General features: G+C 71.7%; 19 protein-coding genes and 4 tRNA genes. 10 read left to right on the top strand and 13 right to left on the bottom strand.

Annotated elements, in window-relative coordinates; translation table 11 throughout:
* Window positions 1-141: 141 nt before the first annotated feature.
* The gene (locus ACFQ87_RS03590; protein ID WP_380609122.1) at window positions 142-1,911 is read right to left on the bottom strand and encodes a phosphatidylglycerol lysyltransferase domain-containing protein; all 1,770 of its coding nucleotides are present in this window, start codon (window positions 1,909-1,911) and stop codon (window positions 142-144) included.
* A 400-nt stretch (window positions 1,912-2,311) separates the two neighbouring features.
* Here ACFQ87_RS03590 and ACFQ87_RS03585 point away from each other — a divergent pair, with 400 nt between their 5' ends.
* Together ACFQ87_RS03585 and ACFQ87_RS03580 are read left to right on the top strand one after the other, a co-directional pair.
* A complete protein-coding gene (locus tag ACFQ87_RS03585; RefSeq protein ID WP_380609121.1) occupies window positions 2,312-2,962 on the top strand; it encodes a response regulator in 651 nt (216 codons plus the stop codon).
* On the top strand, window positions 2,959-4,107 hold the full coding sequence (locus tag ACFQ87_RS03580; RefSeq protein WP_380608899.1) for a sensor histidine kinase: 1,149 nt from the start codon (window positions 2,959-2,961) through the stop codon (window positions 4,105-4,107). The genes ACFQ87_RS03585 and ACFQ87_RS03580 overlap by 4 nt, the downstream gene beginning before the upstream one ends.
* Window positions 4,108-4,223: 116 nt before the next feature.
* On the opposite strand, the gene ACFQ87_RS03575 is transcribed toward ACFQ87_RS03580, so the two are convergent.
* A tRNA-Leu gene (locus ACFQ87_RS03575) sits at window positions 4,224-4,307 on the bottom strand.
* A gap of 433 nt (window positions 4,308-4,740) precedes the next feature.
* Here ACFQ87_RS03575 and ACFQ87_RS03570 point away from each other — a divergent pair.
* From ACFQ87_RS03570 to pknB, 6 genes are all read left to right on the top strand, one after another.
* Window positions 4,741-5,598 carry an FhaA domain-containing protein gene (locus ACFQ87_RS03570; RefSeq protein WP_380608898.1) on the top strand — a complete coding sequence of 286 codons (858 nt, stop codon included), beginning with the start codon at window positions 4,741-4,743 and terminating at the stop codon, window positions 5,596-5,598.
* 46 nt (window positions 5,599-5,644) lie between these two features.
* Window positions 5,645-6,193: an FHA domain-containing protein gene (locus tag ACFQ87_RS03565; protein WP_380608897.1), complete on the top strand. Its 549-nt coding sequence runs from the start codon at window positions 5,645-5,647 to the stop codon at window positions 6,191-6,193.
* A 53-nt stretch (window positions 6,194-6,246) separates the two neighbouring features.
* Window positions 6,247-7,923: a PP2C family protein-serine/threonine phosphatase gene (locus ACFQ87_RS03560; RefSeq protein WP_380608896.1), complete on the top strand. Its 1,677-nt coding sequence runs from the start codon at window positions 6,247-6,249 to the stop codon at window positions 7,921-7,923.
* Window positions 7,924-8,086: 163 nt separating this feature from the next.
* Complete coding sequence (locus ACFQ87_RS03555; protein WP_380609120.1) at window positions 8,087-9,463, top strand: FtsW/RodA/SpoVE family cell cycle protein; 1,377 nt, start codon at window positions 8,087-8,089, stop codon at window positions 9,461-9,463.
* Window positions 9,460-10,917, top strand: a complete 1,458-nt coding sequence (locus ACFQ87_RS03550; protein WP_380608895.1) for a peptidoglycan D,D-transpeptidase FtsI family protein — start codon at window positions 9,460-9,462, stop codon at window positions 10,915-10,917. Before ACFQ87_RS03555 ends, ACFQ87_RS03550 begins: the two co-directional genes overlap by 4 nt.
* Before the next feature lie 261 nt (window positions 10,918-11,178).
* The gene (gene pknB / locus ACFQ87_RS03545) at window positions 11,179-13,302 is read left to right on the top strand and encodes a Stk1 family PASTA domain-containing Ser/Thr kinase (RefSeq protein WP_380608894.1); all 2,124 of its coding nucleotides are present in this window, start codon (window positions 11,179-11,181) and stop codon (window positions 13,300-13,302) included.
* A gap of 138 nt (window positions 13,303-13,440) precedes the next feature.
* On the opposite strand, the gene ACFQ87_RS03540 is transcribed toward pknB, so the two are convergent.
* The 5 genes from ACFQ87_RS03540 to ACFQ87_RS03520 form a co-directional block, all read right to left on the bottom strand.
* Window positions 13,441-14,310 carry a class E sortase gene (locus ACFQ87_RS03540; protein ID WP_380608893.1) on the bottom strand — a complete coding sequence of 290 codons (870 nt, stop codon included), beginning with the start codon at window positions 14,308-14,310 and terminating at the stop codon, window positions 13,441-13,443.
* Window positions 14,311-14,346: 36 nt separating this feature from the next.
* On the bottom strand, window positions 14,347-15,435 hold the full coding sequence (locus ACFQ87_RS03535) for a class E sortase (RefSeq protein ID WP_380608892.1): 1,089 nt from the start codon (window positions 15,433-15,435) through the stop codon (window positions 14,347-14,349).
* Between the two features lie 5 nt (window positions 15,436-15,440).
* Window positions 15,441-16,103: an aminodeoxychorismate/anthranilate synthase component II gene (locus ACFQ87_RS03530; RefSeq protein WP_380608891.1), complete on the bottom strand. Its 663-nt coding sequence runs from the start codon at window positions 16,101-16,103 to the stop codon at window positions 15,441-15,443.
* A gap of 51 nt (window positions 16,104-16,154) precedes the next feature.
* On the bottom strand, window positions 16,155-16,334 hold the full coding sequence (locus tag ACFQ87_RS03525) for a hypothetical protein (protein WP_355668934.1): 180 nt from the start codon (window positions 16,332-16,334) through the stop codon (window positions 16,155-16,157).
* A gap of 80 nt (window positions 16,335-16,414) precedes the next feature.
* Window positions 16,415-17,176 carry a DUF881 domain-containing protein gene (locus ACFQ87_RS03520; protein WP_380608890.1) on the bottom strand — a complete coding sequence of 254 codons (762 nt, stop codon included), beginning with the start codon at window positions 17,174-17,176 and terminating at the stop codon, window positions 16,415-16,417.
* A gap of 167 nt (window positions 17,177-17,343) precedes the next feature.
* Between ACFQ87_RS03520 and crgA the strand changes: the two genes are divergently transcribed.
* Window positions 17,344-17,592, top strand: a complete 249-nt coding sequence (gene crgA / locus ACFQ87_RS03515; RefSeq protein WP_380608889.1) for a cell division protein CrgA — start codon at window positions 17,344-17,346, stop codon at window positions 17,590-17,592.
* Window positions 17,593-17,944: 352 nt separating this feature from the next.
* On the opposite strand, the gene ACFQ87_RS03510 is transcribed toward crgA, so the two are convergent.
* Entirely contained in the window at window positions 17,945-18,838 is an 894-nt protein-coding gene (locus ACFQ87_RS03510) for a rhomboid family intramembrane serine protease (protein ID WP_380608888.1), read from the bottom strand.
* Between the two features lie 204 nt (window positions 18,839-19,042).
* Here ACFQ87_RS03510 and ACFQ87_RS03505 point away from each other — a divergent pair, with 204 nt between their 5' ends.
* Window positions 19,043-19,753 carry a DUF5324 family protein gene (locus ACFQ87_RS03505; RefSeq protein ID WP_380608887.1) on the top strand — a complete coding sequence of 237 codons (711 nt, stop codon included), beginning with the start codon at window positions 19,043-19,045 and terminating at the stop codon, window positions 19,751-19,753.
* Window positions 19,754-19,833: 80 nt separating this feature from the next.
* On the opposite strand, the gene ACFQ87_RS03500 is transcribed toward ACFQ87_RS03505, so the two are convergent.
* The 5 genes from ACFQ87_RS03500 to ACFQ87_RS03480 all read right to left on the bottom strand — a co-directional run bounded on the left by ACFQ87_RS03500 (window position 19,834) and on the right by ACFQ87_RS03480 (window position 22,186).
* A tRNA-Ala gene (locus ACFQ87_RS03500) sits at window positions 19,834-19,906 on the bottom strand.
* A 167-nt stretch (window positions 19,907-20,073) separates the two neighbouring features.
* The gene (locus ACFQ87_RS03495) at window positions 20,074-20,202 is read right to left on the bottom strand and encodes a DLW-39 family protein (RefSeq protein WP_014137031.1); all 129 of its coding nucleotides are present in this window, start codon (window positions 20,200-20,202) and stop codon (window positions 20,074-20,076) included.
* 358 nt (window positions 20,203-20,560) lie between these two features.
* Window positions 20,561-20,634: transfer RNA gene (locus tag ACFQ87_RS03490), tRNA-Ile, on the bottom strand.
* An 85-nt stretch (window positions 20,635-20,719) separates the two neighbouring features.
* Window positions 20,720-20,796, bottom strand: a tRNA-Ile gene (locus ACFQ87_RS03485).
* Window positions 20,797-20,851: 55 nt separating this feature from the next.
* Window positions 20,852-22,186, bottom strand: coding sequence for a class I SAM-dependent methyltransferase (locus ACFQ87_RS03480; protein WP_380608886.1), 1,335 nt, complete (start codon window positions 22,184-22,186; stop codon window positions 20,852-20,854).
* Between the last annotated feature and the right edge of the window lie 16 nt (window positions 22,187-22,202).

The following is a 22,202-nucleotide window of genomic DNA, read 5'->3' as shown; positions in this document are numbered from 1 at the left end:
CCACATCGGCATGGGTGGGGATTGAGGTCATCCTCAGGGGGGAGAACAATCCCCCCACCGGACCCCCCATCGGACCGATCGGATCCTCCACCCCCTCCCCCGTCCGACCGAGCGGGCCCCCCTCCGCCCCCCGACGGAGGGCTACCCCTCCCCGTCCCGCGCCGCCACCGGCACCCGGGGGGCCACCACGGCGGCCCCCGAGTGTCGGCGCCGGAACAGGGCGGGCAGGCTCGGCGCGACGATGAACCCCTCGGCCCGCGCGCTCGCCAGGCCGATCCGCGGGATCTCGCTGCTCTTCTCGAACAGCAGGTAGCGCGGCTCCCAGATCGGCCGGTACTTGGCGTTCGCGCGGTACAGCGACTCGATCTGCCACCAGCGCGAGAAGAACCCCAGGACGGCACGCCACAGCCGCAGCACCGGGCCGGCGCCCAGCCGCGAACCGCGCTCGAACACCGACCGGAACATCGCGAAGTTCAGCGAGACCCGCTTCAGCCCCACCTCGTCGGCGCGCTGCAGCAGCTCGATCACCATGAACTCCATCAGGCCGTTCTCGGTGTCCCGGGCCCGGCGCATCAGGTCCAGCGAGAGCCCGTCCGGGCCCCACGGGACGAAGCTCAGCAGCGCCGCGAGCTCGCCGTCCCCGTCGTGGCACTCCAGCATCACGCAGCGGCCGTCGCCCGGGTCCCCGAGCCGGCCCAGCGCCATCGAGAAGCCGCGCTCGGTCGCACCGTCGCGCCACTCGTCGGCCTTGGCCACCAGCCGCGCCATCTCCGCCTCGGAGATGTCCTCGTGGCGGCGGATCCGCACCGTGTACCCGGCCCGCTTGACCCGGTTGTAGGCCTGCCGGACCACCCGCATAGCGCGGCCGTCCAGCGAGAACTCGTCCAGCTCGACGATCGCCTCGTCGCCCAGCTCCAGCGCGTCCAGCCCGTGCCGGGCGTAGATCACACCGGCCTCCTCTGAGGCCCCCATCACGGCCGGCGCCCAGGCGTGCTCGCGGGCCTCGGCCAGCCAGGCGTCGATCGCGCCCGGCCAGGCCTCCGGGTCGCCGATCGGGTCGCCCGAGGCGAGCGAGACCCCGCCGACCACCCGGTAGGTCACCGCCGCCTTGCCGCTGGGGGAGAAGATCACCGCCTTGTCCCGGCGCAGCGCGAAGTAGCCCAGCGAGTCCCGCTCACCCTGCTTGTCCAGCAGGCCGCGCAGCTTCGCCTCGTCCTCGGGGTTGAGCAGCTCCTTGCCGCGCGGGCTGCGGAAGGCCACGTACAGCACCAGCAGGAACAGCACCGCGCCCATCGCGTTGATCGCGGCGTTCACCCAGGTCGGCGCGGCGATCACCGAGCGCAGGTGCTCGGACGGGGTGATGGTGATCATCCGGCCGACCGAGTAGCGGAAGAGGTCCCACCAGCCGGCGCCGTTCAGCTCGTTGGTCAGCCAGACCAACAGCGCGCCGACCGTGCCGCCGAACACCAACCCGCCGACGAAGGTGGCCGCCGCGGTCTTCGGGTTGGAGCGGTCGCCCTTGGACGTGAACTCCTTGCGCCCGATCAGCAGCGCCAGCACGAACAGGCAGGTCAGGATGGTCGAGATGTAGTTGAGCGGGTGCTTGTTGAACCGCTCCCCGGGCAGCACCATGACCGTCAGGTACAACAGCGCGAACACGCTGCTGAGCGCCGCGTTGAAGATCCACGCGGCCCGCTTGCGGCGCCGCATCGCAACGGCGAGGAAGACCGACAGCACTGCGGCGGCCAGGCCCGAGGTCATCAGGTACGGGGTGAAGTACTCACCCTCGTTGTGCTCGGAGACCTGGTTCCCCCACGGCACCAGCAGCACCGTGGCCAGGTTCAGCAGTGCCAGCAGCCGCAGGTACCAGACGGTGGCCACGGCGGCCCTCGGACGCCAGCTCTCGAGCAGCCCGGCGGGCCGGGGCCCGGTCGAGGTGGCGGACGGCTCCGGCTTCACAGTGGACGACACAGCTCAATTCCAAACGATCAGATGGTGGGGCGCATCCGCACACGGCCCGGCGCCGGGCGCCCGCACGGGCCCGACGGACTGACCGGCCACCCCCGCCCACCGGCCGCCCGCAGGGAACGGCGGGCCGGAAAAGGCGGCCAACTCCATGGTTCCCCACCATTCCTGAGAATTACGTGAACCGGGTAGCGGATTCCCACCCCCGCCGAACGGCGGGGGTCGGCACCCCCCATGAGTTCGGCGCCCCGCCGTCGCTACCCCTACCCTCAAAAGCGACCCCCGCGGACCGCCCGAACCCGGCCGCCCGAACCGAGGAGGCACCATCACCACGACCCGCGTGCTGATCGTCGACGACGAGATCCTGGTCCGCTCCGGCCTGGGCCTGATCGTCGGCTCCGCCCCAGACCTGGAGGTGGTCGGCGACTGCTCCGGCGGGCAGGCCGAGGAACACGTCCAGCGCCTGCGCCCGCACGTGGTGCTGCTCGACATCCGGATGCCGGACCTCGACGGCATCTCCGTGCTGCGCCGCCTGCGTGCCCTGACCGACCCGCCCGCCGTGGCGATGCTCACCACCTTCGACACCGACGAGTACATCGGCACCGCGCTGCGGGCCGGCGCGGCCGGCTTCCTGCTCAAGGACACCGCCCCCGAGCAGCTGGTGCACGCCGTCCGGGTGCTCGCGGCCGGCGGCAACATCCTCTCCCCGACCGTCACCCGCACCGTGATCGGCGGCTACGTCGACGGCGGCGGCCCGGACGCCGAGGCCACCGCGCTGGCCCGCGCCCTCACCGGCCGGGAGCTCGACGTGCTCGCCCTGCTCGGCGAGGGCCTGTCCAACGCCGAGATCGCCGACCGGCTCTTCCTCGGCACCGGGACGGTCAAGGACCACATCAGCGCGATCCTCGGCAAGCTCGGCGCCGCCAACCGGGTGCAGGCCGCCGTGCTCGCCCACCGGGCCGGCCTGGTGCGGCCCAAGCCCGGCGACGGGGCATGACGGCCGTCGACCAGCTGCCGTCCCGCCGGCTGCCGGCCTGGTGCACCGCACCCTGGCTGATGCTGCTGCTGCCCGTCCTGTACTCGCTGCTGGACGCCGCGCTGGTGGCCCGGGACGCCACCTGGTGGCAGCTGGCGCTCTCCACGCTGGCCGCCGTCTCGCTGTTCTGGCGCCGCCGCTTCCCGGTGGCGGTGTTCCTGCTCACCATGCCCGGCAGCTGGGTCGAGGAGATCTGGCTGGCCCCGATCACCGCCGTCTACACGGTGGCCTCCGAACGCCCCGGCCCGAAGGTCCTGATCCCCTGCGGGACCCTGTTCACCCTGGTCTCCTTCTTCCACTGGCCGCTGCCCGACAACGTCATCGACCTGAGCCGGGCCACCGCTCTGGACGCCATCCAGGCCGTGATGCTGGCGGCCGGCCCGGCGGCCACCGGACTGCTCGCCCGCACCCGGCGGGAGCTGGCCGCCCGCCTGGAGGAGCTGACCCGCGGCCAGGAGCGGGAGAGCCGGCTGCTCGCCGAGCGGGTGCTGCTGAGCGAGCGCGGCCGACTGGCCCGGGAGATGCACGACGTGGTCTCGCACCAGGTCAGCCTGATCAGCATCCAGGCCGGCGCGCTCCAGGTGAGCACCGCCGACCCGGCCGCCGCGACCGTTGCCCGCACCATCCGCGAACTGTCCGTACGGACCCTGGACGAGCTTCGCCAGATGGTCGGGGTGCTGCGCGGCACCGGCGCCCCGTTCCCGGCCGCCCCGCTCGCCCCGCAGCCCCGGCTGGCCGACCTGCCCCGGCTGATCGAGGAGAGCGGCCTGACCGCCGACGCCGAGCTCAACCCCGGCGACCGCCCGTGGCCGGAGGCGGTCGAGCGGGCCGCCTACCGGACCGTCCAGGAGGCGCTCACCAACATCACCAAGTACGCCCCGGAGGCGGTGGTGCACGTGAAGGTCCGGGCGAAGGGCCGCCGGCTGCGGGTGGAGGTCCGCAACGAGGCGCCGCCGGTCCACCCGGCCGAGACCCTGCCGGGCGGCGGCCACGGGCTGGTCGGCCTGCGCGAGCGCGCCCAGCTGCTGGGCGGCACCCTCACGGCCGGCCCCACCCAGGACGGCGGCTTCGAGGTCCGCGCCGAGCTCCCCGCCACCCGCTCCTGAGCCGACCGCCCCGCTCACGGACCGCGCCCGGTCGGGGTCCGTGAGCCGGACCCGGGGGAAACGAACCGGGAGAACGAGAAAGCCCCGCAGATCCGAAGATCTGCGGGGCTTCACTGTGCGCGAGGGGGGAGTTGAACCCCCACGCCCTTTCGGGCACTGGAACCTGAATCCAGCGCGTCTGCCTATTCCGCCACCCGCGCATGGGTGTTGTCTTCTCTGCCGACCTTCCCTCAGAAACGCTCGGTACCATGTGGTCTTCGCGCTTCCTCGGTCCGGCTTCCCTTCCGGGCGGCCCTTCCGACGTGGAAAACAGTAGCACGACCTGGGGGGCAGCTCCGAATCCGTATCCGAGGGAGACCGACCGCGCCCGAACGGACGAACGACGAACGGGTGAGCGGAGGAGGGAGGCCGCTCCGACCGGCACACCTGGCGTGCCGTACCCGGCATGCGTCACCCTGTGTGTCCGAGCCCACCCCCGGGCACGACGCGGTCCGGGAACCGTACGGAAGGGCCCGGCGTGGATACGATCAGTACGGAAGTACCGCAAGTAGGCACGACCGACTCCCCGGAGAACCGCTCCTCGGAGAGATCCGGCCGGCAGGCAGGCGAACGAACCCTGGAAGGGGGTGCCCCATGGGGATGCTGAAGAAGTTCGAGCAGCGACTGGAGGGTCTCGTCAACGGCACCTTCGCCAAGGTGTTCAAGTCCGAGGTCCAGCCCGTGGAGATCGCCGGCGCTCTGCAGCGCGAGTGCGACAACAACGCGAGCATCTGGAACCGCGATCGCACCGTCGTGCCGAACGACTTCATCGTCGAACTCAGCCCGCACGACTTCGAGCGGCTCAGCCCCTACTCCGGCCAGCTCGGCACCGAACTGGCCGGGATGGTCCGCGAGTACGCCGAGGCCCAGCGGTACACCTTCATGGGCCCGCTCCAGGTGAACCTGGAGAAGGCCGACGACCTGGACACCGGCCTGTACCGGGTGCGCAGCCGCACCCTGGCGGCCGAGGAGCCCCAGCAGTACTCCCCGCCGCAGCAGCAGCCCGGCTACGACCGCCAGCCGGCCGCCCCCGCCCCCGGCGCGCCGTGGCAGCAGGGCGGCGCCGGGCAGTACAGCGCGCCCCCGCCGCCGGCCGCACCCCCCGCGATGCCCTCGGCCCCGCCCGCCGGCGGCAACGTCCGCGCCTTCCCCGGCTCCGGCCACGGCGCCTCGGTGCGCCGCTGGATCGAGGTGAACGGCGCCCGCCACCAGATCTCCGGCGCGGCCTGCGTACTCGGCCGCTCGACCGAGGCGGACGTGCGGATCGACGACCCCGGGGTCTCCCGCAAGCACGCCGAGATCCGCCCCGGCACCCCCTCGATGGTGCTCGACCTGGGGTCCACCAACGGCATCGTGGTGGACGGGCAGCACACCCAGCGCGCTACGCTCCGCGACGGCTCCCGAATCGTCGTGGGCTCCACCACCATCGTCTACCGGCAGGTCGAAGGGTAGTGTCCGAGTTGTTCGCGCGCCTCGCTCACCGACTGGCGGGACGGCCATGTCAGAACTGACCCTCACGGTCATGCGGCTGGGTTTCCTCGCCGTGCTGTGGCTGTTCGTCATCGTCGCGATCCAGGTGATCCGCAGCGACCTGTTCGGTACCAAGGTGAACCCCCGCACCTCCCGCCGCGGCGCCAACGCCACGTCGGGCGGTGCCGCGACCACCGCGGCCGCCGGACGTCCGACGCCCGCCGCCGGCGGGTCCACCGGGTCCGCCGCGGGCCAGACCCAGGGCGGCGGCCGCCGTCGCGGCGCCCCGACCCAGCTCGTCGTGGTGCAGGGCTCGCTGGCCGGAACCACGGTGGCGCTGCAGGGCCAGACCATCACGCTGGGCCGCGCGCACGACTCCACCATCGTGCTGGACGACGACTACGCGTCCTCCCGGCATGCCAGGATCTATCCGGATCAGACTGGGCAGTGGACGGTCGAGGATCTAGGCTCCACCAACGGCACCTATCTGGACCGGCAGCGCCTGACCGCGCCCACCCCGCTCCAGCCTGGCATGCCGATCCGTATCGGCAGGACCGTCATCGAACTGCGGAAGTAGTAGCGCATGAGGGCAAGCATCCCGTCCAAGACCCAGAGGGGGGCACAGGTCGCATGACCCTGGTGCTGCGCTTCGCCGCCGGCTCCCACAAGGGACTGATCCGGGAGGGGAACGAGGACTCCGGCTACGCCGGGCCGCGGCTGCTGGCCGTGGCCGACGGCATGGGCGGCGCCGCGGCCGGCGAGGTCGCGTCCTCCGAGGTGCTCGGCTCGATCGTCCGACTGGACGAGGACGTGCCGGGCGCCGACCTGCTGACCCTGCTGGGCGACGCCGTCCAGGGCGCCAACGACCGGCTCCGGCAGATGGTCGAGGAGGACCCGCAGCTGGAGGGCATGGGCTGCACCCTGACCGCCATGCTGTGGACCGGCCAGCGGATGGGCCTGGTGCACGTCGGTGACTCCCGCGCCTACCTGCTGCGCGACGGCTCGCTGGTGCAGATCACCCAGGACCACACCTGGGTGCAGCGCCTGGTCGACGAGGGCCGGATCACGCCCGAGGAGGCCGAGACCCACCCGCAGCGCTCGCTGCTGATGCGGGCCCTGGACGGCCGCGGCCAGGTCGAGCCCGACCTGTCGATCCGCGAGGTCCGGGCCGGCGACCGCTACCTGATCTGCTCCGACGGCCTCTCCGGCCCGGTCAGCCACCAGACCCTCCAGGACACCCTCGGCAGCTTCTACTCGCCCGAGCAGACCGTGCAGGAGCTGATCCAGCTCGCGCTGCGCGGCGGCGGTCCGGACAACATCACCTGCATCGTGGCGGACGTCATCGACGTCGGCGCCACGGACACCATGAGCGGCCAGTTCAACGACGTCCCGGTGGTGGTCGGCGCGGTCGCCGACACCCCGCCGTCCTCGGCCGCCGCCGACCGCTCGATCGCGGACACCCCGGCCGGCCGCGCCGCCGGCCTGGGCCGCGGCCCGCAGGGCGCCTTCGGCCCGGCCGAGGGCTACGAGGGCGGCTACGACGCCGCGCAGGGCGGCTTCGGCCCGGCCGAGGGCTACGAGGGCGAGGCCGGCTACGGCTACCCCTCCGCCGATTCCTCGGTGTACGGCACCGAGGACTTCGACGAGGAGCAGCCCCCCAAGCGCAAGCGCCGGGGCCTGACCGTCTCGCTGGCCGTCCTGGTCACCCTCGGCCTGCTCGGCGGCGCCGGGTACTTCGGCTACCAGTGGACCCAGGACCAGTACTACATCGGCGAGGACGGCGACCACGTCGCGATCTACCAGGGCATCAACCAGAACCTGGCCGGCCTGAGCCTGTCCTCGGTGGACACCTCGTACAACGACGTCCCGCTGAAGTGGCTGCCGCAGGACCAGCGCACCCACGTGAACAAGACCATCTCGGTCAACAGCCGCACGGACGCCGAGAAGACGGTGCAGGACCTCAGGGGCTGGGCCCAGCTCTGCCAGAAGGTCGCCGGCGTCCCCACCGGAACGGCCCCGCAGGGCACCCAGCCGGGAACCGCCCAGCAGGGCACCGCGCCGACCCAGGCCAGCAAGGCCTTGTTCGTGGCCGCCACCCCCGTCCCGGGCGAGAAGGAGAAGACCCCGCGCGGCCCGGCCGCGGTCGCTCCGACCGCCACGCCGACCCCGACCCCGACCGCGCCGAGCACCTCCGCCCCGACGCAGAACGCCACCCCGCCGGCGGCGGCCGCCCCGAGCGAGCAGGCCCAGCAGCCCCAGCTGAGCGACGACGACCGCAGCCGGGCCGAATCCTGCCCGAAGCAGTGACGCCCGTGATCCGACATAGGTCCGCCCGGAGCGGGCTTGCCGGCCGGCAGGAAGCGGTCACCACGTGAGCAGCTACGACCTGAGCGGCGACACCGGCCGCGCCGGCCGTCGGCGCCGGGCGGCAGCCGGGCGTGCCGCGCCCAGGCTCCGGGGCAACACCACCATCTCGCTCCAGGGCGCACCGAACCGGCGCAACACCGAGCTGGCGCTGCTGGTCTTCGCGGTCCTGCTGCCGATCCTGGCGTACGCCAACGTGGGGCTGGCGATGGACTCCCGACTGCCGGCCGGCATGCTCGGCTACGGCCTCGGGATGGGCTCGCTGGCGCTGGTCGCGCACCTGCTGGTGCGCCGCTTCGCGCCGTACGCGGACCCGCTGATACTGCCGATCGCCACCCTGCTGAACGGGCTGGGCGTGGTGATGATCTGGCGGCTGGACAAGGCGGGCAGACTGCTCAGCGGCAACTTCCCGGCGGCGAGGAACCAGCTGGTCTGGTCCGCGCTCGGGGTCGCGCTGTTCATCGGCGTGATGGTCCTGCTGAAGGACCACCGGGTGCTCCAGCGCTACACCTACATCTCGATGGTGGTGGCGCTCGTCCTGCTCGCCGCGCCGGCCTTCTTCCCGGCCCGGGCGGAGGACTTCGGCGCCAAGATCTGGATCCGGATGGGCAGCTTCTCCATCCAGCCCGGCGAGTTCGCCAAGATCATCCTGACCGTGTTCTTCGCCGGCTACCTGATGGTCAAGCGGGACGCCCTGGCACTGGCCAGCCGCCGCTTCATGGGGCTGTACCTGCCGCGCGGCCGCGACCTCGGCCCGATCATCGTGATCTGGCTGCTCAGCCTGCTGATCCTGGTCTTCGAGAACGACCTCGGCACGTCCTTCCTGTTCTTCGGCCTGTTCGTGGTGATGCTCTACGTCGCCACCGAGCGGACCAGCTGGATCCTGTTCGGCCTGCTGATGTCGATCGGCGGCGCGGTCGCGGTCGCCATGACCACCAGCCACGTGAAGGTCCGCATCGACGCTTGGCTCGACCCGATGGCCGCGTTCTCCGCGAACCCGCCCAAGGGCTCGACCGAGCAGATCGGCCAGTCGCTGATGGCGCTCGGCTCCGGCGGGGTGACCGGCTCGGGCCTGGGCCAGGGCCGCTCCTGGCTGATCAACTTCGCCGCGAAGAGCGACTTCATCCTGGGCTCCTTCGGCGAGGAGCTCGGACTCACCGGCCTGATGGCGATCTTCCTGCTGTACGCCCTGCTGGTGCAGCGCGGCCTGCGCACCGCCCTCGCCGCCCGCGACCCGTTCGGCAAGCTGTTCGCCGTCGGTCTCGCCTCGGCGATGGCGCTGCAGGTCTTCGTCGTGGCCGGCGGGGTCACCGGGCTGATCCCGCTGACCGGTATGACCATGCCGTTCCTCGCCCAGGGCGGTTCGTCCGTGGTCGCCAACTGGGCGCTGGTCGCGATCCTGCTGAAGATCAGCGACAGCGCCCGCCGACCCGGGGTCGAACCGGCCCCGGCCACCGAGGGCCAGGGAGGACCCGTCCGATGAACAAACCGATCCGCCGGGTCTCGATCTTCTGCCTCGTGCTGATCCTGGCCCTGATGGCGCGCACCAACTGGGTGCAGGGCGTCCAGGCCGAGTCCCTGGCGTCCAACAAGAACAACAAGCGCCAGCTGTACGACCGCTACGCCCACCCCCGCGGCAACATCATCGTCAGCGGCCAGCCGGTGACGAAGTCCGACTTCGTGAACGGCCTGCGCTACAAGTACAAGCGCTCCTGGGTCGACGGCCCGATGTACGCGCCGGTGACCGGCTACTCCTCGCAGGCCTACGGCTCCACCCAGCTGGAGAACCTGGAGGACGGCATCCTCTCCGGCACCGACGACCGGCTGTTCTTCCGCAACACGCTGGACATGATGACCGGCGAGCAGAAGCGCGGCGGCGACGTCGTCACGACCATCAACGCCAAGGTCCAGAAGGCCGCCTTCGACGGCCTCGGCGACAAGAAGGGCGCGGTGGTCGCGCTCGACCCGAAGACCGGCGCGATCCTGGCCCTGGTCTCCACGCCCTCGTACGACCCGAGCACCTTCGCCGGCGGCGACAGCGGCGACACCAAGTCCTGGCAGGACCTCCTCGCGGACCCGAACAAGCCGATGCTCAACCGGGCGCTGCGGGAGACCTATCCGCCCGGCTCGACCTTCAAGCTGGTCACCGCGACCGCGGCGTTCGAGAACGGCCTGTACCAGAACATCAACGACACCACCCAGACCCCGGACCCGTACGTCCTGCCCGGCACCCAGACCGTGCTGAAGAACGAGAGCCCCAACGAGCGCTGCGAGAACGCCACGCTCAAGTCCGGGATGGACCAGTCCTGCAACACGGTCTACGCCAAGATGGGCGCGGACCTCGGCAAGGACAAGATGCGGGCGCAGGCCGAGAAGTTCGGCTTCAACAGCACGGTGGACACCCCGATCCGCTCCGAGAAGAGCATCTTCCCGGACAGCCCCAGCCTGGACGGCACCGCCCAGGACTCGATAGGACAGCACGACACCCGGGCCACCCCGCTGCAGATGGCCATGGTCTCCGCCGCGATCGCCAACAACGGCAGCCTGATGCAGCCGTACCTGGTCGACCAGGAGCGCTCGGCCTCGCTGACCACCATCTCCAAGCACACCGAGAAGCAGTTCTCCCAGGCGATGAGCCCGGCCACCGCGCAGAAGATGCAGGACCTGATGGTCTCGGTGGTCGAGAACGGCACCGGCACCAACGCCAAGATCCCCGGCTTGCAGGTCGGCGGCAAGACCGGCACCGCGCAGCACGGCGAGGACAACGCCGGGCTGCCGTTCGCCTGGTTCACCTCCTGGGCCAAGACCCCGGACGGCCAGTCGGTCGCCGTCGCGGTCGTGGTCGAGGACGGCTCCAACAACCGCGACGGCATCAGCGGCGGCCGCCTGGCGGCCCCGATCGCCAAGGCGGTGATCCAGGCCGCGCTCGGCAAGTAGGGGAGCGCCGCCGACGGTGAGGCGAATGTCACGATCGACACCCCGGTCCGGATACCGGTCTGATATCGGCCGACGGCTGACTCCGGTCCGGCGGGGTGCGACCGGTAGCGTATCCGCCAGCAGCGGGTGTGCCCGTTGCCGCCCGCGAGGCGACGCACGGCCCGGCCGGAGAACCGGTCACGGCGCGCGCGGCGTCACCCAGAGCGTGCGGGGACACCTACGTCACAACCTCACCGGCGGGTGAGGGAGAGGGTCGGAACTATGGAAGAGCCTCGCCGCCTAGGCGGCAGGTACGAGCTCGGCGGCGTCCTCGGGCGCGGCGGCATGGCCGAGGTGTACCTCGCCCATGACACCCGGCTCGGCCGTTCCGTCGCAGTGAAGACGCTCCGGGCCGACATGGCCCGGGATCCGTCGTTCCAGGCCCGCTTCCGCCGCGAGGCACAGTCGGCGGCGTCCCTGAACCACCCCGCGATCGTCGCCGTGTACGACACCGGCGAGGACTACATCGACGGCATCTCCATCCCGTACATCGTGATGGAGTACGTCGAGGGGTCGACGCTGCGCGAGCTGCTGCACTCCGGCCGCCGGCTGCTGCCCGAGCGGGCGCTGGAGATGACCATCGGCATCCTCCAGGCCCTGGAGTACTCGCACCGGGCCGGCATCGTGCACCGCGACATCAAGCCGGCCAACGTGATGCTGACCCGGCAGGGCAACGTCAAGGTGATGGACTTCGGCATCGCCCGTGCGATGGGTGACGCCGGGATGACCATGACCCAGACCTCGGCCGTCATCGGCACCGCCCAGTACCTCTCCCCCGAGCAGGCCAAGGGCGAGCAGGTCGACGCCCGCTCCGACCTGTACTCCACCGGCTGCCTGCTCTACGAGCTGCTGACCGTGCGCCCGCCGTTCGTCGGCGACTCCCCGGTCGCGGTGGCCTACCAGCACGTCCGGGAGGAGGCGCAGCCGCCGTCCGTCTTCGACCCCGAGGTGCGCCCCGAGATCGACGCGATCGTGCTGAAGGCGCTCGCCAAGGACCGCGACTACCGCTACCAGAGCGCCGACGAGATGCGCGACGACATCGAGCGCTTCCTCGACGGCCTCCCGGTCGCCGCCGCCCAGCAGGCCGCCGCCTACGGCATGGGCGCCGCCGGGTACGGCTACGACCAGAACGGCTACCCGCAGCAGCACGACCCGTACGGCCAGACCAACGTGCTGCCGCAGCAGCCCGGCGGCGGCCCGACCACCGTGCTGCCGCAGGCCTCCGCGCAGCCCGGCTACGGCCAGGGCGGCTACCAGGACGACGGCTACGGCCAGACCTACGCCGGCGCCCCGGGCGGCGGCCACGACGGCTACGACGACGGCTACGGTGAGGGCGGCCGCGGTCGGCGCGGCGAGGACCGGCCGAAGAAGAGCAACACCTCCTGGATCGTGCTGGCGGTGGCCGCCGTGCTGGTCCTGGTCGGCACCTTCTTCGTGGCCCAGGCGATGTTCAGCGACAAGGGCACCAAGGACGCCGCGAAGGTGTCCGTGCCGAACCTGGTCGGCAAGAGCCTGGCCGACGCGAAGACCGCCGCCGGTGCCAAGCTCCAGGTGACCGAGGGCGACAAGATCGCCTGCCCGGACACCAACGTCAAGAAGGACCAGGTCTGCACCCAGAACCCGGTGTCGGGCGGCCAGGTCGCCGAGAACGCCACCATCACGGTGCAGATCTCCTCCGGCCCGGCCAAGGCCCAGGTGCCGAACGTGGTCGGCAAGACCAAGGACCAGGCCACCAAGGCGCTCGCCGACGCCGGCTTCACCAACGTCACCACCGAGTACAAGGACGACGACACCGCTCCGCAGGAGAACGTCACCGCCCAGGACCCGGCGGCGAACAACACCGCCGACCCGAGCGCCCCGATCAAGCTGACGGTCTCGCAGGGCAAGACCAAGGTGAACGTCCCGAACGTGGTCGGCGCGCAGAAGGAGGACGCGCAGAACCAGCTGCAGGGCCTCGGCTTCCAGGTCGACGCCTCGAAGACCACGCCGACCAACGACCCGACCAAGGTCAACACGGTCGCCTCGCAGTCGGTCGCGCCGAACACCAAGGCCCCGGCCAACACCAAGATCTCGCTGACCGTCTACAAGGCGCCGGACAAGGCCACCGTCCCGCCGCTGCAGAACGCCAAGCTGTCTGACGCCATCGCCCAGCTGCAGAAGGTCGGCCTGGGCTACACCGTGGTCGGCCCGCAGGACGCGAACGCGATCGTCCAGATGAGCAACCCCGGAGCCGGCACCCAGCTCGACCCGAACACCCAGGTCCAGCTGTTCACCAAGGCGGCCGATCCGCCGAAAGGGGGCGACCCCTTCCCCACACCCCCCGCCCCCGGCAAAGGGAACAACTAAGCCCTGGCTCCCCTGGTTCTGAGGCTTGACCGTCCCGAGCAGCAACGCCCGAGGGCCCGTCGCGGTGATCGCGACGGGCCCTCGGGCGTTGCTGCCGGGGAGGAGTCCGAGGAGGCCCCAGGAGGTTCCGACGGTCCCTCAGGAGTGCCGCAGCTCGGGCGGCGGGGTGCGCTTGGCGTCCATGTCGTCCACCCGCACCAGGCTCCCCCAGACCGCCATCCGGTACCGCGAGGTGTACACCGGCGTGCAGGTGGTCAGGGTGATGTAGCGGCCGGGGGCGCCGTAGCCGGAGCCGACCGGGACGGGCGCGATGATGCCGGTGTCGTACTTGGAGGTCTCCGGCAGGGTGCTGTCGACCTTGTAGACGTACCACTTGTCCTTGGTCTCGACCACGATCGCGGCGCCCTTGTGGACGGCGTCCAGGTCGTGGAACTTGGCGCCGTGGCCGTCCCGGTGGGCGGCCAGCGCGAAGTTGCCCTCCTGGTCCCAGGGCATCGCGGCCTTGTAGGGCTGCTCGTAGACGCCCGCCACGCCCTCGTCCAGGACCTCGGTGGAGGTGCCCATCCGGATCAGCACCTGGAAGTCCTTGCCCATCGCCGGGACGTGCAGGAAGCCGACGTCGTCCCCGATCGCGGGTGCCGCCGCCGGGGCCCCGCCGGGCGCCGGGGGCTCGCCGGGCACGGGGGCCCCGCCGGGCACGAGGGTGGCGCCGGGCGCGGCCGAGGGGCCGGCGGTCGGGCCCGCGGCCCAGGAGCTGCGGAGCTTGTCGGAGGCGTCCGCCGCGGAGCGGTCCGCCTGCACGTTGGTCCACCACAACGAGTAGGCCACGAACAGGGCGAGCACCAGGCCCAGGGTGATCAGCAGCTCGCCGAAGACGCCGAGCGCGGCCAGCGCCCGGCTCCGCCCGCGCCGCGCCCCGCCCGAGCCTTCGGGCGCGGCGCCGTCCCCGGGCTTGGGGAAGGCCTCCTGGGCCGGCTCTGCCGACTGTGCGGTCCCGTCGTGCTGCATCTGCGGTGCTCCCCCTCCGAACGGGCCTCCGGGCGGCTATCCGCCCGTGATCGCGGCCGGCTTGCCTTGGCTGCGCGGCCGTTCCTCGATCATCTTGCCAAAGACGATGAGACGGAACTTGGAGGTGAACTCCGGCGTACAGGTGGTCAGCGTGATGTAGCGGCCGGGGCCGGTGTACCCGGAGCCGTTCGGCACCGGCTTGATCACGCTCACGTTGCTGGGGGAGGTCTGCGGGATGCCGCCGGTGATCTCGTAGGTGTAGTAGCCGGCGGCGGTCTCCACCACGACCTTGTCGCCCTTGCCCAGCTGGTTGATGTACCGGAACGGCTCGCCGTGGGTGTTGCGGTGGGCGGCCAGCGCGAAGTTGCTCGCCTTGTCGCCGGGCATCCCGGTGTTGGTGTAGTGGCCGACCAGGCCCTTGTCGAGCACCGCCGACTTGTCGGTGCCCTCGGCGATCGGGAACTTCAGCCCCAGCTTGGGCAGGTAGATGATGGCGAAGCCCCTGCCGGGCGCGAACGCCTCCGGCTTGTTCGGGTCCGGCGCCGGCTGGCCCGGCTGGGCGGGCGGTTGGGCGTCGAACTGCTGCTCCAGCTGGTCGCGGGCGCTGCTGGCGGCCTCGTCGGCCTGCACGTTGGTCCACCAGAGCTGGTACGCGACGAACAGCAGCATCACCACGCCGAGCGTGATGCACAGCTCGCCGACGAACCGGGCGCCCACCACGACCGCGGACTCCTTGGGGCGCGTCCGGCCGGCCGCCCGGCCCTTCGCCCGGCGCCGCCCGCCGCCCGCACGGACCGAGGTCCGGCCCTGGGCGGCCCGTCGGCGCTCGGCCCGGCCGCCGGTCGGCGGGGCGGGCTCCGCGGCCGGCTCGCCGCCGTCGGCGGGCAGGCGCAGCTGGAGGGTCTGGTCGGGCAGCCACGGGTACTCGGGCCCGCCCGCGGCGGGCTCCTCGGCCTGCTCGTACACGCCCCAGGCGTCCTCGGGCGCGCCCTGGACCGGGTGCTGCTGCGGGTACGGCCCGTCGACCCGGCCGCCGTCGTACGGCGCGCCGGCGTACTGCTGATGCGCGCCGCCGTAGGGGCCGGCCTCGGGCTGGTAACGCCCCTCCGGGCGCACCGCGGTCACGCCGCTCAGCCCCGGCCGATCACCGGGGCGAGCCCGGCCGACCGGTCCACGGCGTGCGGGTCGCCGCACTCCGCCAGCCAGTTGGCGAGCATCCGGTGCCCGCCCTCGGTCAGCACCGACTCGGGGTGGAACTGCACGCCCTCGACGGGCAGTTCACGGTGCCTCAGGCCCATGATCACGCCGCTCCCGGTGCGCGCGGTGACGATCAGCTCGGCCGGCACGGTGGCCGGGTCGACTGCCAGCGAGTGGTAGCGGGTCGCGGTCAGCGGCGAGGGCAGGCCCTCGAACACACCGCCGTCCTCGTGCTCGACCGACGAGGTCTTGCCGTGCAGCAGCTCCGGCGCCCGGTCGACCACCGCGCCGTACGCCACCGCGATCGACTGCAGACCCAGGCAGACGCCGAACACCGGCAGCCCGATCCCGGCGCAGTGGTGCACCATCTCGATGCAGACCCCGGCCTCCTCGGGCGCCCCGGGCCCGGGGGAGAGCAGCACCCCGTCGAAGCCCTCCTCGCCCGACCGGCGGACGGCGTGCTCGACGGTCACCTCGTCGTTGCGCACCACCTCGCAGGTGGCGCCGAGCTGGTACAGGTACTGGACCAGGTTGAAGACGAAGCTGTCGTAGTTGTCCACGACCAGGATGCGGGGCGGGGTCGGCTGGGTGGTCATTCGCGCGTGGTCTCCGTGGGTGCGGTGCTGGGGGGAACTGCCGGGCCCGGGTCAGCCGGCCGCGGCGCCGTCGCCGCCGTCCACTGTGACGTCACCGAAGGGGAGCAGCGGTTCCGCCCACGGGAAGACGTAGGTGAAGAGAAGGTAGACGATCCCCAGAATCAGGAGCAGCGAAATGACGGCCTTGACCAGGGTGTTCCCCGGGAGGTGACGCCAGATGAAGCCGTACATGGTGCTCCCTCGACGTAGCGGACTGGGGTCAAGAGTAGACCCGAGATCCACAGCCGCGGGGCCGGTCCGCCACTCAACCGCTACTGTCCGCCCGCCGACCGGAGTTCGGTGGTGCCGGAGTAGCCGGGCAGGGTCAGGTCGCCGCTCTCCTGGACCTTCCAGCCCAGGCCGTACGCCTGGACGTACTGCAGGTAGTTGCGGATGGTCGGGTCGGCCTCGACGGCCGCCCGCAGGGCGTCCGTCCTGCCCACCGCCTTGACCACGTACGGCGGGGAGTAGACCCGGCCCTGGAGCAGCAGGGTGTTGCCCACGCAGCGCACCGCGCTGGTGGAGATCAGCCGCTGGTCCATCACCTGCACGCCCTCGGCGCCGCCCCGCCACAGCGCGTTGACCACCGCCTGGATGTCCTGCTGGTGGATGACCAGGTCGTTGACGCCGGGCTCGGGCACGCCGGGGATGCGCGCGGTGGCGTTCGGCGGGGCGTCGTTGAGGGTGACGCTCAGACCGGCGCCCTGCAGCGGTTCCAGGGCCGCGCCGAGCCGCAGGCCGTCCAGCCGGGCCGCGTCGGCGGGGTCGTTGCCCTGCTGCTCGGTGAGCTGCTGCGCCCGGGCCTGGAGGTCGGCCAGCTGGGCCTGCGCCTGCTGGTTCTGGGAGCTGCGCTGGCGGATCACGTCGCCGAGGCTCAGCAGCGAGTTGTCGGTCCGCAGGTCGGTGCCGCGGGCGGTCTGCGCGCTGATGTAGAAGAGCAGACCGGCGAGGGCGAACACGGCGCAGGTCAGGGCACGGCCGACAATTCGGATGCCGGATCGGCGGGTACCGGCCTTCCCGGGGGGAATCGACAAATTAGTCACCGTACCCTTATCTCCTTGAGACCCGCCGAGCCACTACGCTAACGGACGCCGGTGGCAGGTCGGGGAGCGGTCCCAGAGCGTTCTCCACGTCCCGTCGTCGGCGTCTCACCCGCTGCACCCCTGCGCGGTCTCACAGCGCATCGACAGGAGAGCTCCTCGTGCCGAAGTCTCGACTCCGCAAGAAGTCCGACTACACCCCGCCGACGACGGCTGTGGTGAAGATCAGCTCGGGCCGCGGTTGGGTCGCGCCGCTGATGCTGGCACTGTTCCTGATCGGCCTGGTCTGGATCGTCACGTACTACGTGACCAGCGGCAGCTACCCGGTCGAGAGCTGGCGGAACTGGAACATCCTGGTCGGCTTCGGCTTCATCGCGGCGGGGTTCGGCGTCTCCACCCAGTGGAAGTGACGCTCCGCTCGTCCTGAGGCTCGCATTCGAGCCGTTTCCGCCGCTTCGGATCGCGGGTCCCGAAGCGGCGGTTCGGCGTGCCCGGGCACGGGTCGAAGCCCCGTCGGCCATCCCCGCCATCACACGGTCCCACCATCAGACAATCGGGCTTATCCACATGGTTATCCACACTGGGGAAAAGTCCCCACAGCCTGTGGATAACTTTTCCGTCCGGGACTGTCCACAGCTGTGCACAGCCGCCCGGGAACGGGAGAACCGCACAGGGGGACACGCGTAGAACAGCAGTCCACAGCCGGGCCGGGGCACAGCCTGTGCACAACCCCCCACCCGCTGTGGACAAACGTCCGGGGCGTCACGCGCCGTAGAGGGCCATCCCGGTCAGCAACATCGCCGCCTCCACGGCCGCCGCCCCGACCACCGTCAGCGCCTGGACCAGTCCGCGGCGCTCGCGGGGGGCGTACATCAGGCCGAAAGCCGTCAGTGCGCCCAGGGCCAGGCCGCCGAGGTGCGCGCGCCAGTCGATGCCCGGGCGGGAGAAGGTGACCACCAGGTTGAAGACCAGGAAGGCCACCGCCGGGGCGAGCGGGCCCCGGTTCCGCAGCTGCATCACGATCGTGGCGCCGATCAGGCCGAAGACCGCCCCGGAGGCCCCCAGCGAGTTCATCCAGTCGCCGGCCACCAGGAAGGCGAAGGTGCTGCCGCCGAGGCCCGCGAGCAGGTAGAGGGCCAGGAAGCGCAGCCGGCCGAGCGCCCCCTCCAGCGGCGGGCCGAGCCAGAGCAGCACCAGCATGTTCATCCCGATGTGCCACCACTCCAGGTGCAGGAAGGTGGCGGTCAGCAGCCGGTACCACTGGGCCGGACCGTCGGCGATGCCGTACGGACCGCCGAGGACGTCCCGCCCGGCGCTGACCAGCGACCAGACCTCACCCAGCCGCGGCCTGAGCACGTAGGCGGCCAGCAGCCAGACCACCAGGTTGATCCCGACCAGCACCCGGGTGACCAGCCCGCCGTCGACGGTCAGCGCGCCGCCGAACCGGGTGGTCGCCCGCCGCGCCCCGGCGTGCCCGTCACCGACGCACTCCGGGCACTGGAAACCCACCGAGGCGGCCACCATGCACTGGGGGCAGATCGGCCGGTCGCAGCGGGTGCAGGAGATCCCGGTGGCGGTCTGCGGATGCCGGTAGCAACCGGGCGGCCCACCCTCCGGGGAAGGCTCCGTCGACTGCCGCGGCTCGTCCGGGAGCATCAGCGCCCTCCCCTTCCCGTACCCGACCACCGGAGCCGCCAGCGTACTGCGGTGCCCCTCGCCCCCGGCGCCTTCCCGCGCCCGGGCCCGCCCCGGAAGGGGCCCCGCCCGGCCCACCCCGGAGTGCCGGTGGGCAAATCCGGATGCATGATCAGCATTCAGGTGGATATGCGCATAAAGGATGCCGCCCAGGAGGAGAGACTCGTGAGCTTTTCGGATTCGGCCCGTGAGACGGCCGCCAGGACCCGGGACACCGCCTCGCACTTCGCGGGCGGCGCCAAGCAGCGCCTCGGGCCCGCCTTGGACGCGCTCGGGCCGAAGGCCTCCCAGGCCGCCCACAATCTCCGCGTCCAGTACGACAGGCACCTCGCCCCACAGTTCGGCCAGGCCTTCGCCAGCCTGCCGCCCGAGGCCCAGGAGAACGCCCTGAAGGCCCTCCACCGGGCCCAGGAGGCCGCGCTGGCGGCCCGCCTCTCCGCCACCCGCGCCGCCGACCAGGCCCGCGCCACGGTGGGCCCCAGGGTCGCCCAGGCCGTCGAGGACGCCCGCGCCGCGGTCTCCCCGGTTGCCCACGAGGCCCAAGCCCGCGGCGCCGCCGCGCTGACCGCCCTCCAGGGCCACGTGAGCTCGGCCGAGATCAGCGAACTCGCCGCCCGCAACGCGAAGCGGGAGCGGTGCCGCGGCGGCTGGTCCACCGGCCTCGCGGTGGCGGGCGTACTGGCGATCGGCGGCGGCATCGTCGCCTGGCAGTGGTGGCGCCGGCACAGCAACCCGGAGTGGCTGGTCGAACCCCCGGCCCCGGAGGCGCCCCGGCCGGGCGGCGCCCACGGCGCCACCGCCCCGATGAACGGAGCCGCCCCGGACGACGCGGGCGGGTCCGCGGAGCCCACCGAGGACGACCGCCCGCAGCCCTAGCGGACGGCCCGGGGGAAAGGGCCCGGAACAGCTGAACGGCGGCTGACCCGGAGAACAGGTCAGCCGCCGTTCAGGCGCTGTGGAGCATAGGAGACTCGAACTCCTGACATCTGCCTTGCAAAGGCAGCGCTCTACCAACTGAGCTAATGCCCCTCGACGGCACGGCGCGTGCCAACGGGCACTAGCGTACCGGGTTCCGACGCGATTCCGAGCGCCGTCCCCTTGAAGGAACCGGTCGGTCCGGTCGAGTGACCGGGCCGACCGGTTTCGGGAGGCGCGATCAGCGCCTCCGAAGATCGTCGATCGTCAGATCGTCCGGGTCAGCGACCGGCCGGAACCGGGTCGGTGGCCTCGGTCCACAGGTCCTGCTCGGCGCGGTCCGCCTGGACCTGACGGTAGACAAAGAAGCCGCCGAGGGCGACCAGGGCGACCAGGAGGAGCTTCTTCACCGCGGGACCTCGTCCTTCTTGCGTTGGTGGACTCAGGAGCCGGTGCTCCGGCCGGACTGAAACGGGCCGACGAGTCCAGATGTGTTTCGAGCGCGAACGGGCTGCCGAGTGCCAGACTGCCCTTGCGGCCGATGATACACACCAGTGTCCCAATCGTGACCAGCCACCGGCGCTTCAACCCGAAGGCCCGCTTGGAGGATTGACGCCGCACCTCCCGTCCTGCGGTTCGTCCGCACGCAGCCGGTCCGGGAAGCCCTCGTCAGAGCCGGTCCGGCCGGCGCCCCGGCCGCGACGGCCCCGGATCCGCGGCGAAAACGACGAGGGGCCCGGAGTGATCACTCCGGGCCCCTCGTTGCGGTGGGCCTAACAGGACTTGAACCTGTGGCCTCTTCCTTATCAGGGAAGCGCTCTAACCGTCTGAGCTATAGGCCCGCGCTGTTCAGAGAGCGTACCGGAAGCCACCCCGATCTGCGAAAACGACAAGAGGCCCGGAGTGATCACTCCGGGCCTCTCGCGGTGGTGGGCCTAACAGGACTTGAACCTGTGGCCTCTTCCTTATCAGGGAAGCGCTCTAACCGTCTGAGCTATAGGCCCTTGCCGCACTGAAAGATTAGCGGACCGACCGCCGATCTCCCAAATCCGTTCCGGCCTAGGTCGCGGCAGGGACCTCGACAACCCGGCGCACCAGCCACTCCTCGCGGGTCGGCGGCAGGCCGGCCGCGCCCTCCTCGGTGCTGCGGACGGCGAGGACCTGGTTCACGCCGATCCGGTTCTGCTCGAAGGCGAGCGCGGAGGCGGCCATGTACAGCCGCCAGACCCGGGCGCGGCCGCGGCCGACCAGGCGGACCGCCTCCGTCCAGTGCGCCTCCAGGTTGGCCACCCACTCGCGCAGGGTCAGCGCGTAGTGCTCGCGCAGCACCTCGACGTCCCGGACCTCGAACCCGGCCTCCTCCAACCGGGCCACGGTGGAACCGACCGGGGAGAGCTCTCCGTCCGGGAAGACGTAGCGGTTGATGAAGGGGCTGGTGCGGTGCGGCTCACCGGGGTAGTTCGGGCGGCGGGCGATCTGGTGGTTGAGCAGTCGGCCGCCGGGCAGCAGCAGCCCGTACAGGCCCTCGGCGTAGAGCCGGTACTGCTCGGAGCCGACGTGCTCGGCCATGCCGACGCTGGAGATCGCGTCGAACGGGCCGTCGCTGATCTCCCGGTAGTCCTGCAGCCGGACCTCGACCCGGTCGGCGAGACCGGCCTCCTCGACCCGCGCGCGGGCCAGCGCGACCTGCTCCTTGGAGATGGAGACGCCGACCGCGGTGACCCCGTAGTGCTTCGCCGCGTGCAGCAGCAGCGAACCCCAGCCGCAGCCGACGTCCAGCAGCCGCATCCCGGGCCGCAGGCCGAGCTTGCGGCAGATCAGGTCGAGCTTGGCTTCCTGGGCCGCCTCCAGGCTCTTCGACTCGGGCGTCCAGTAGGCGCAGGAGTAGACCATGGACGAACCCAGTACGAGCCCGTAGAAGTCGTTCCCGACGTCGTAGTGGTGGCTGATGGCCGCGCGGTCTCGGCTCCGGCTGTGCAGCCGCCCCTGAGCCCTGCGGACCTCCTCCGGGGGCGGGGTGGGCTCCGGGCCGATCGCCCCGGCCCGCACGGCGGCGGCGAGGACCTTGCGGCCCCTGGCGCCGAGCACGTCGCGCGGCCCGATGGTCATGGTGCGGATCTCCGGCCGCTCGGCGAAGCGGGCGACTGCGGAGAGCGTCTCGTACAGGTCGGTGCCGGGGGCGAGCTCCAAGTCCCCCGAGACGTACGCCCGGGCCAGGCCCAGCTCGTCCGGCTGCCAGATCAGCCGGCGTAGCGCCCGGCGGTTGCGCAGCACCACCGTGGGCGTTCCCGGCGGTCCGGCGACGCTGCCGTCCCATGCCTGGACCCGCAGTGGTGCCGGGATCCCCAACAGCCCTTCGAGGGCTTCCACCAGTTGACCTGCGAGCTTCGCCATCGCGCGCCTCCGTCCA

The organism is Kitasatospora sp. NPDC056531 (genome assembly GCF_042794375.1).
In the GTDB taxonomy this organism is placed as follows: domain Bacteria; phylum Actinomycetota; class Actinomycetes; order Streptomycetales; family Streptomycetaceae; genus Kitasatospora.
The sequence above is the reverse complement of the archived record's forward strand: the minus strand, read 5'-3'. Positions and strand labels throughout refer to the sequence as shown.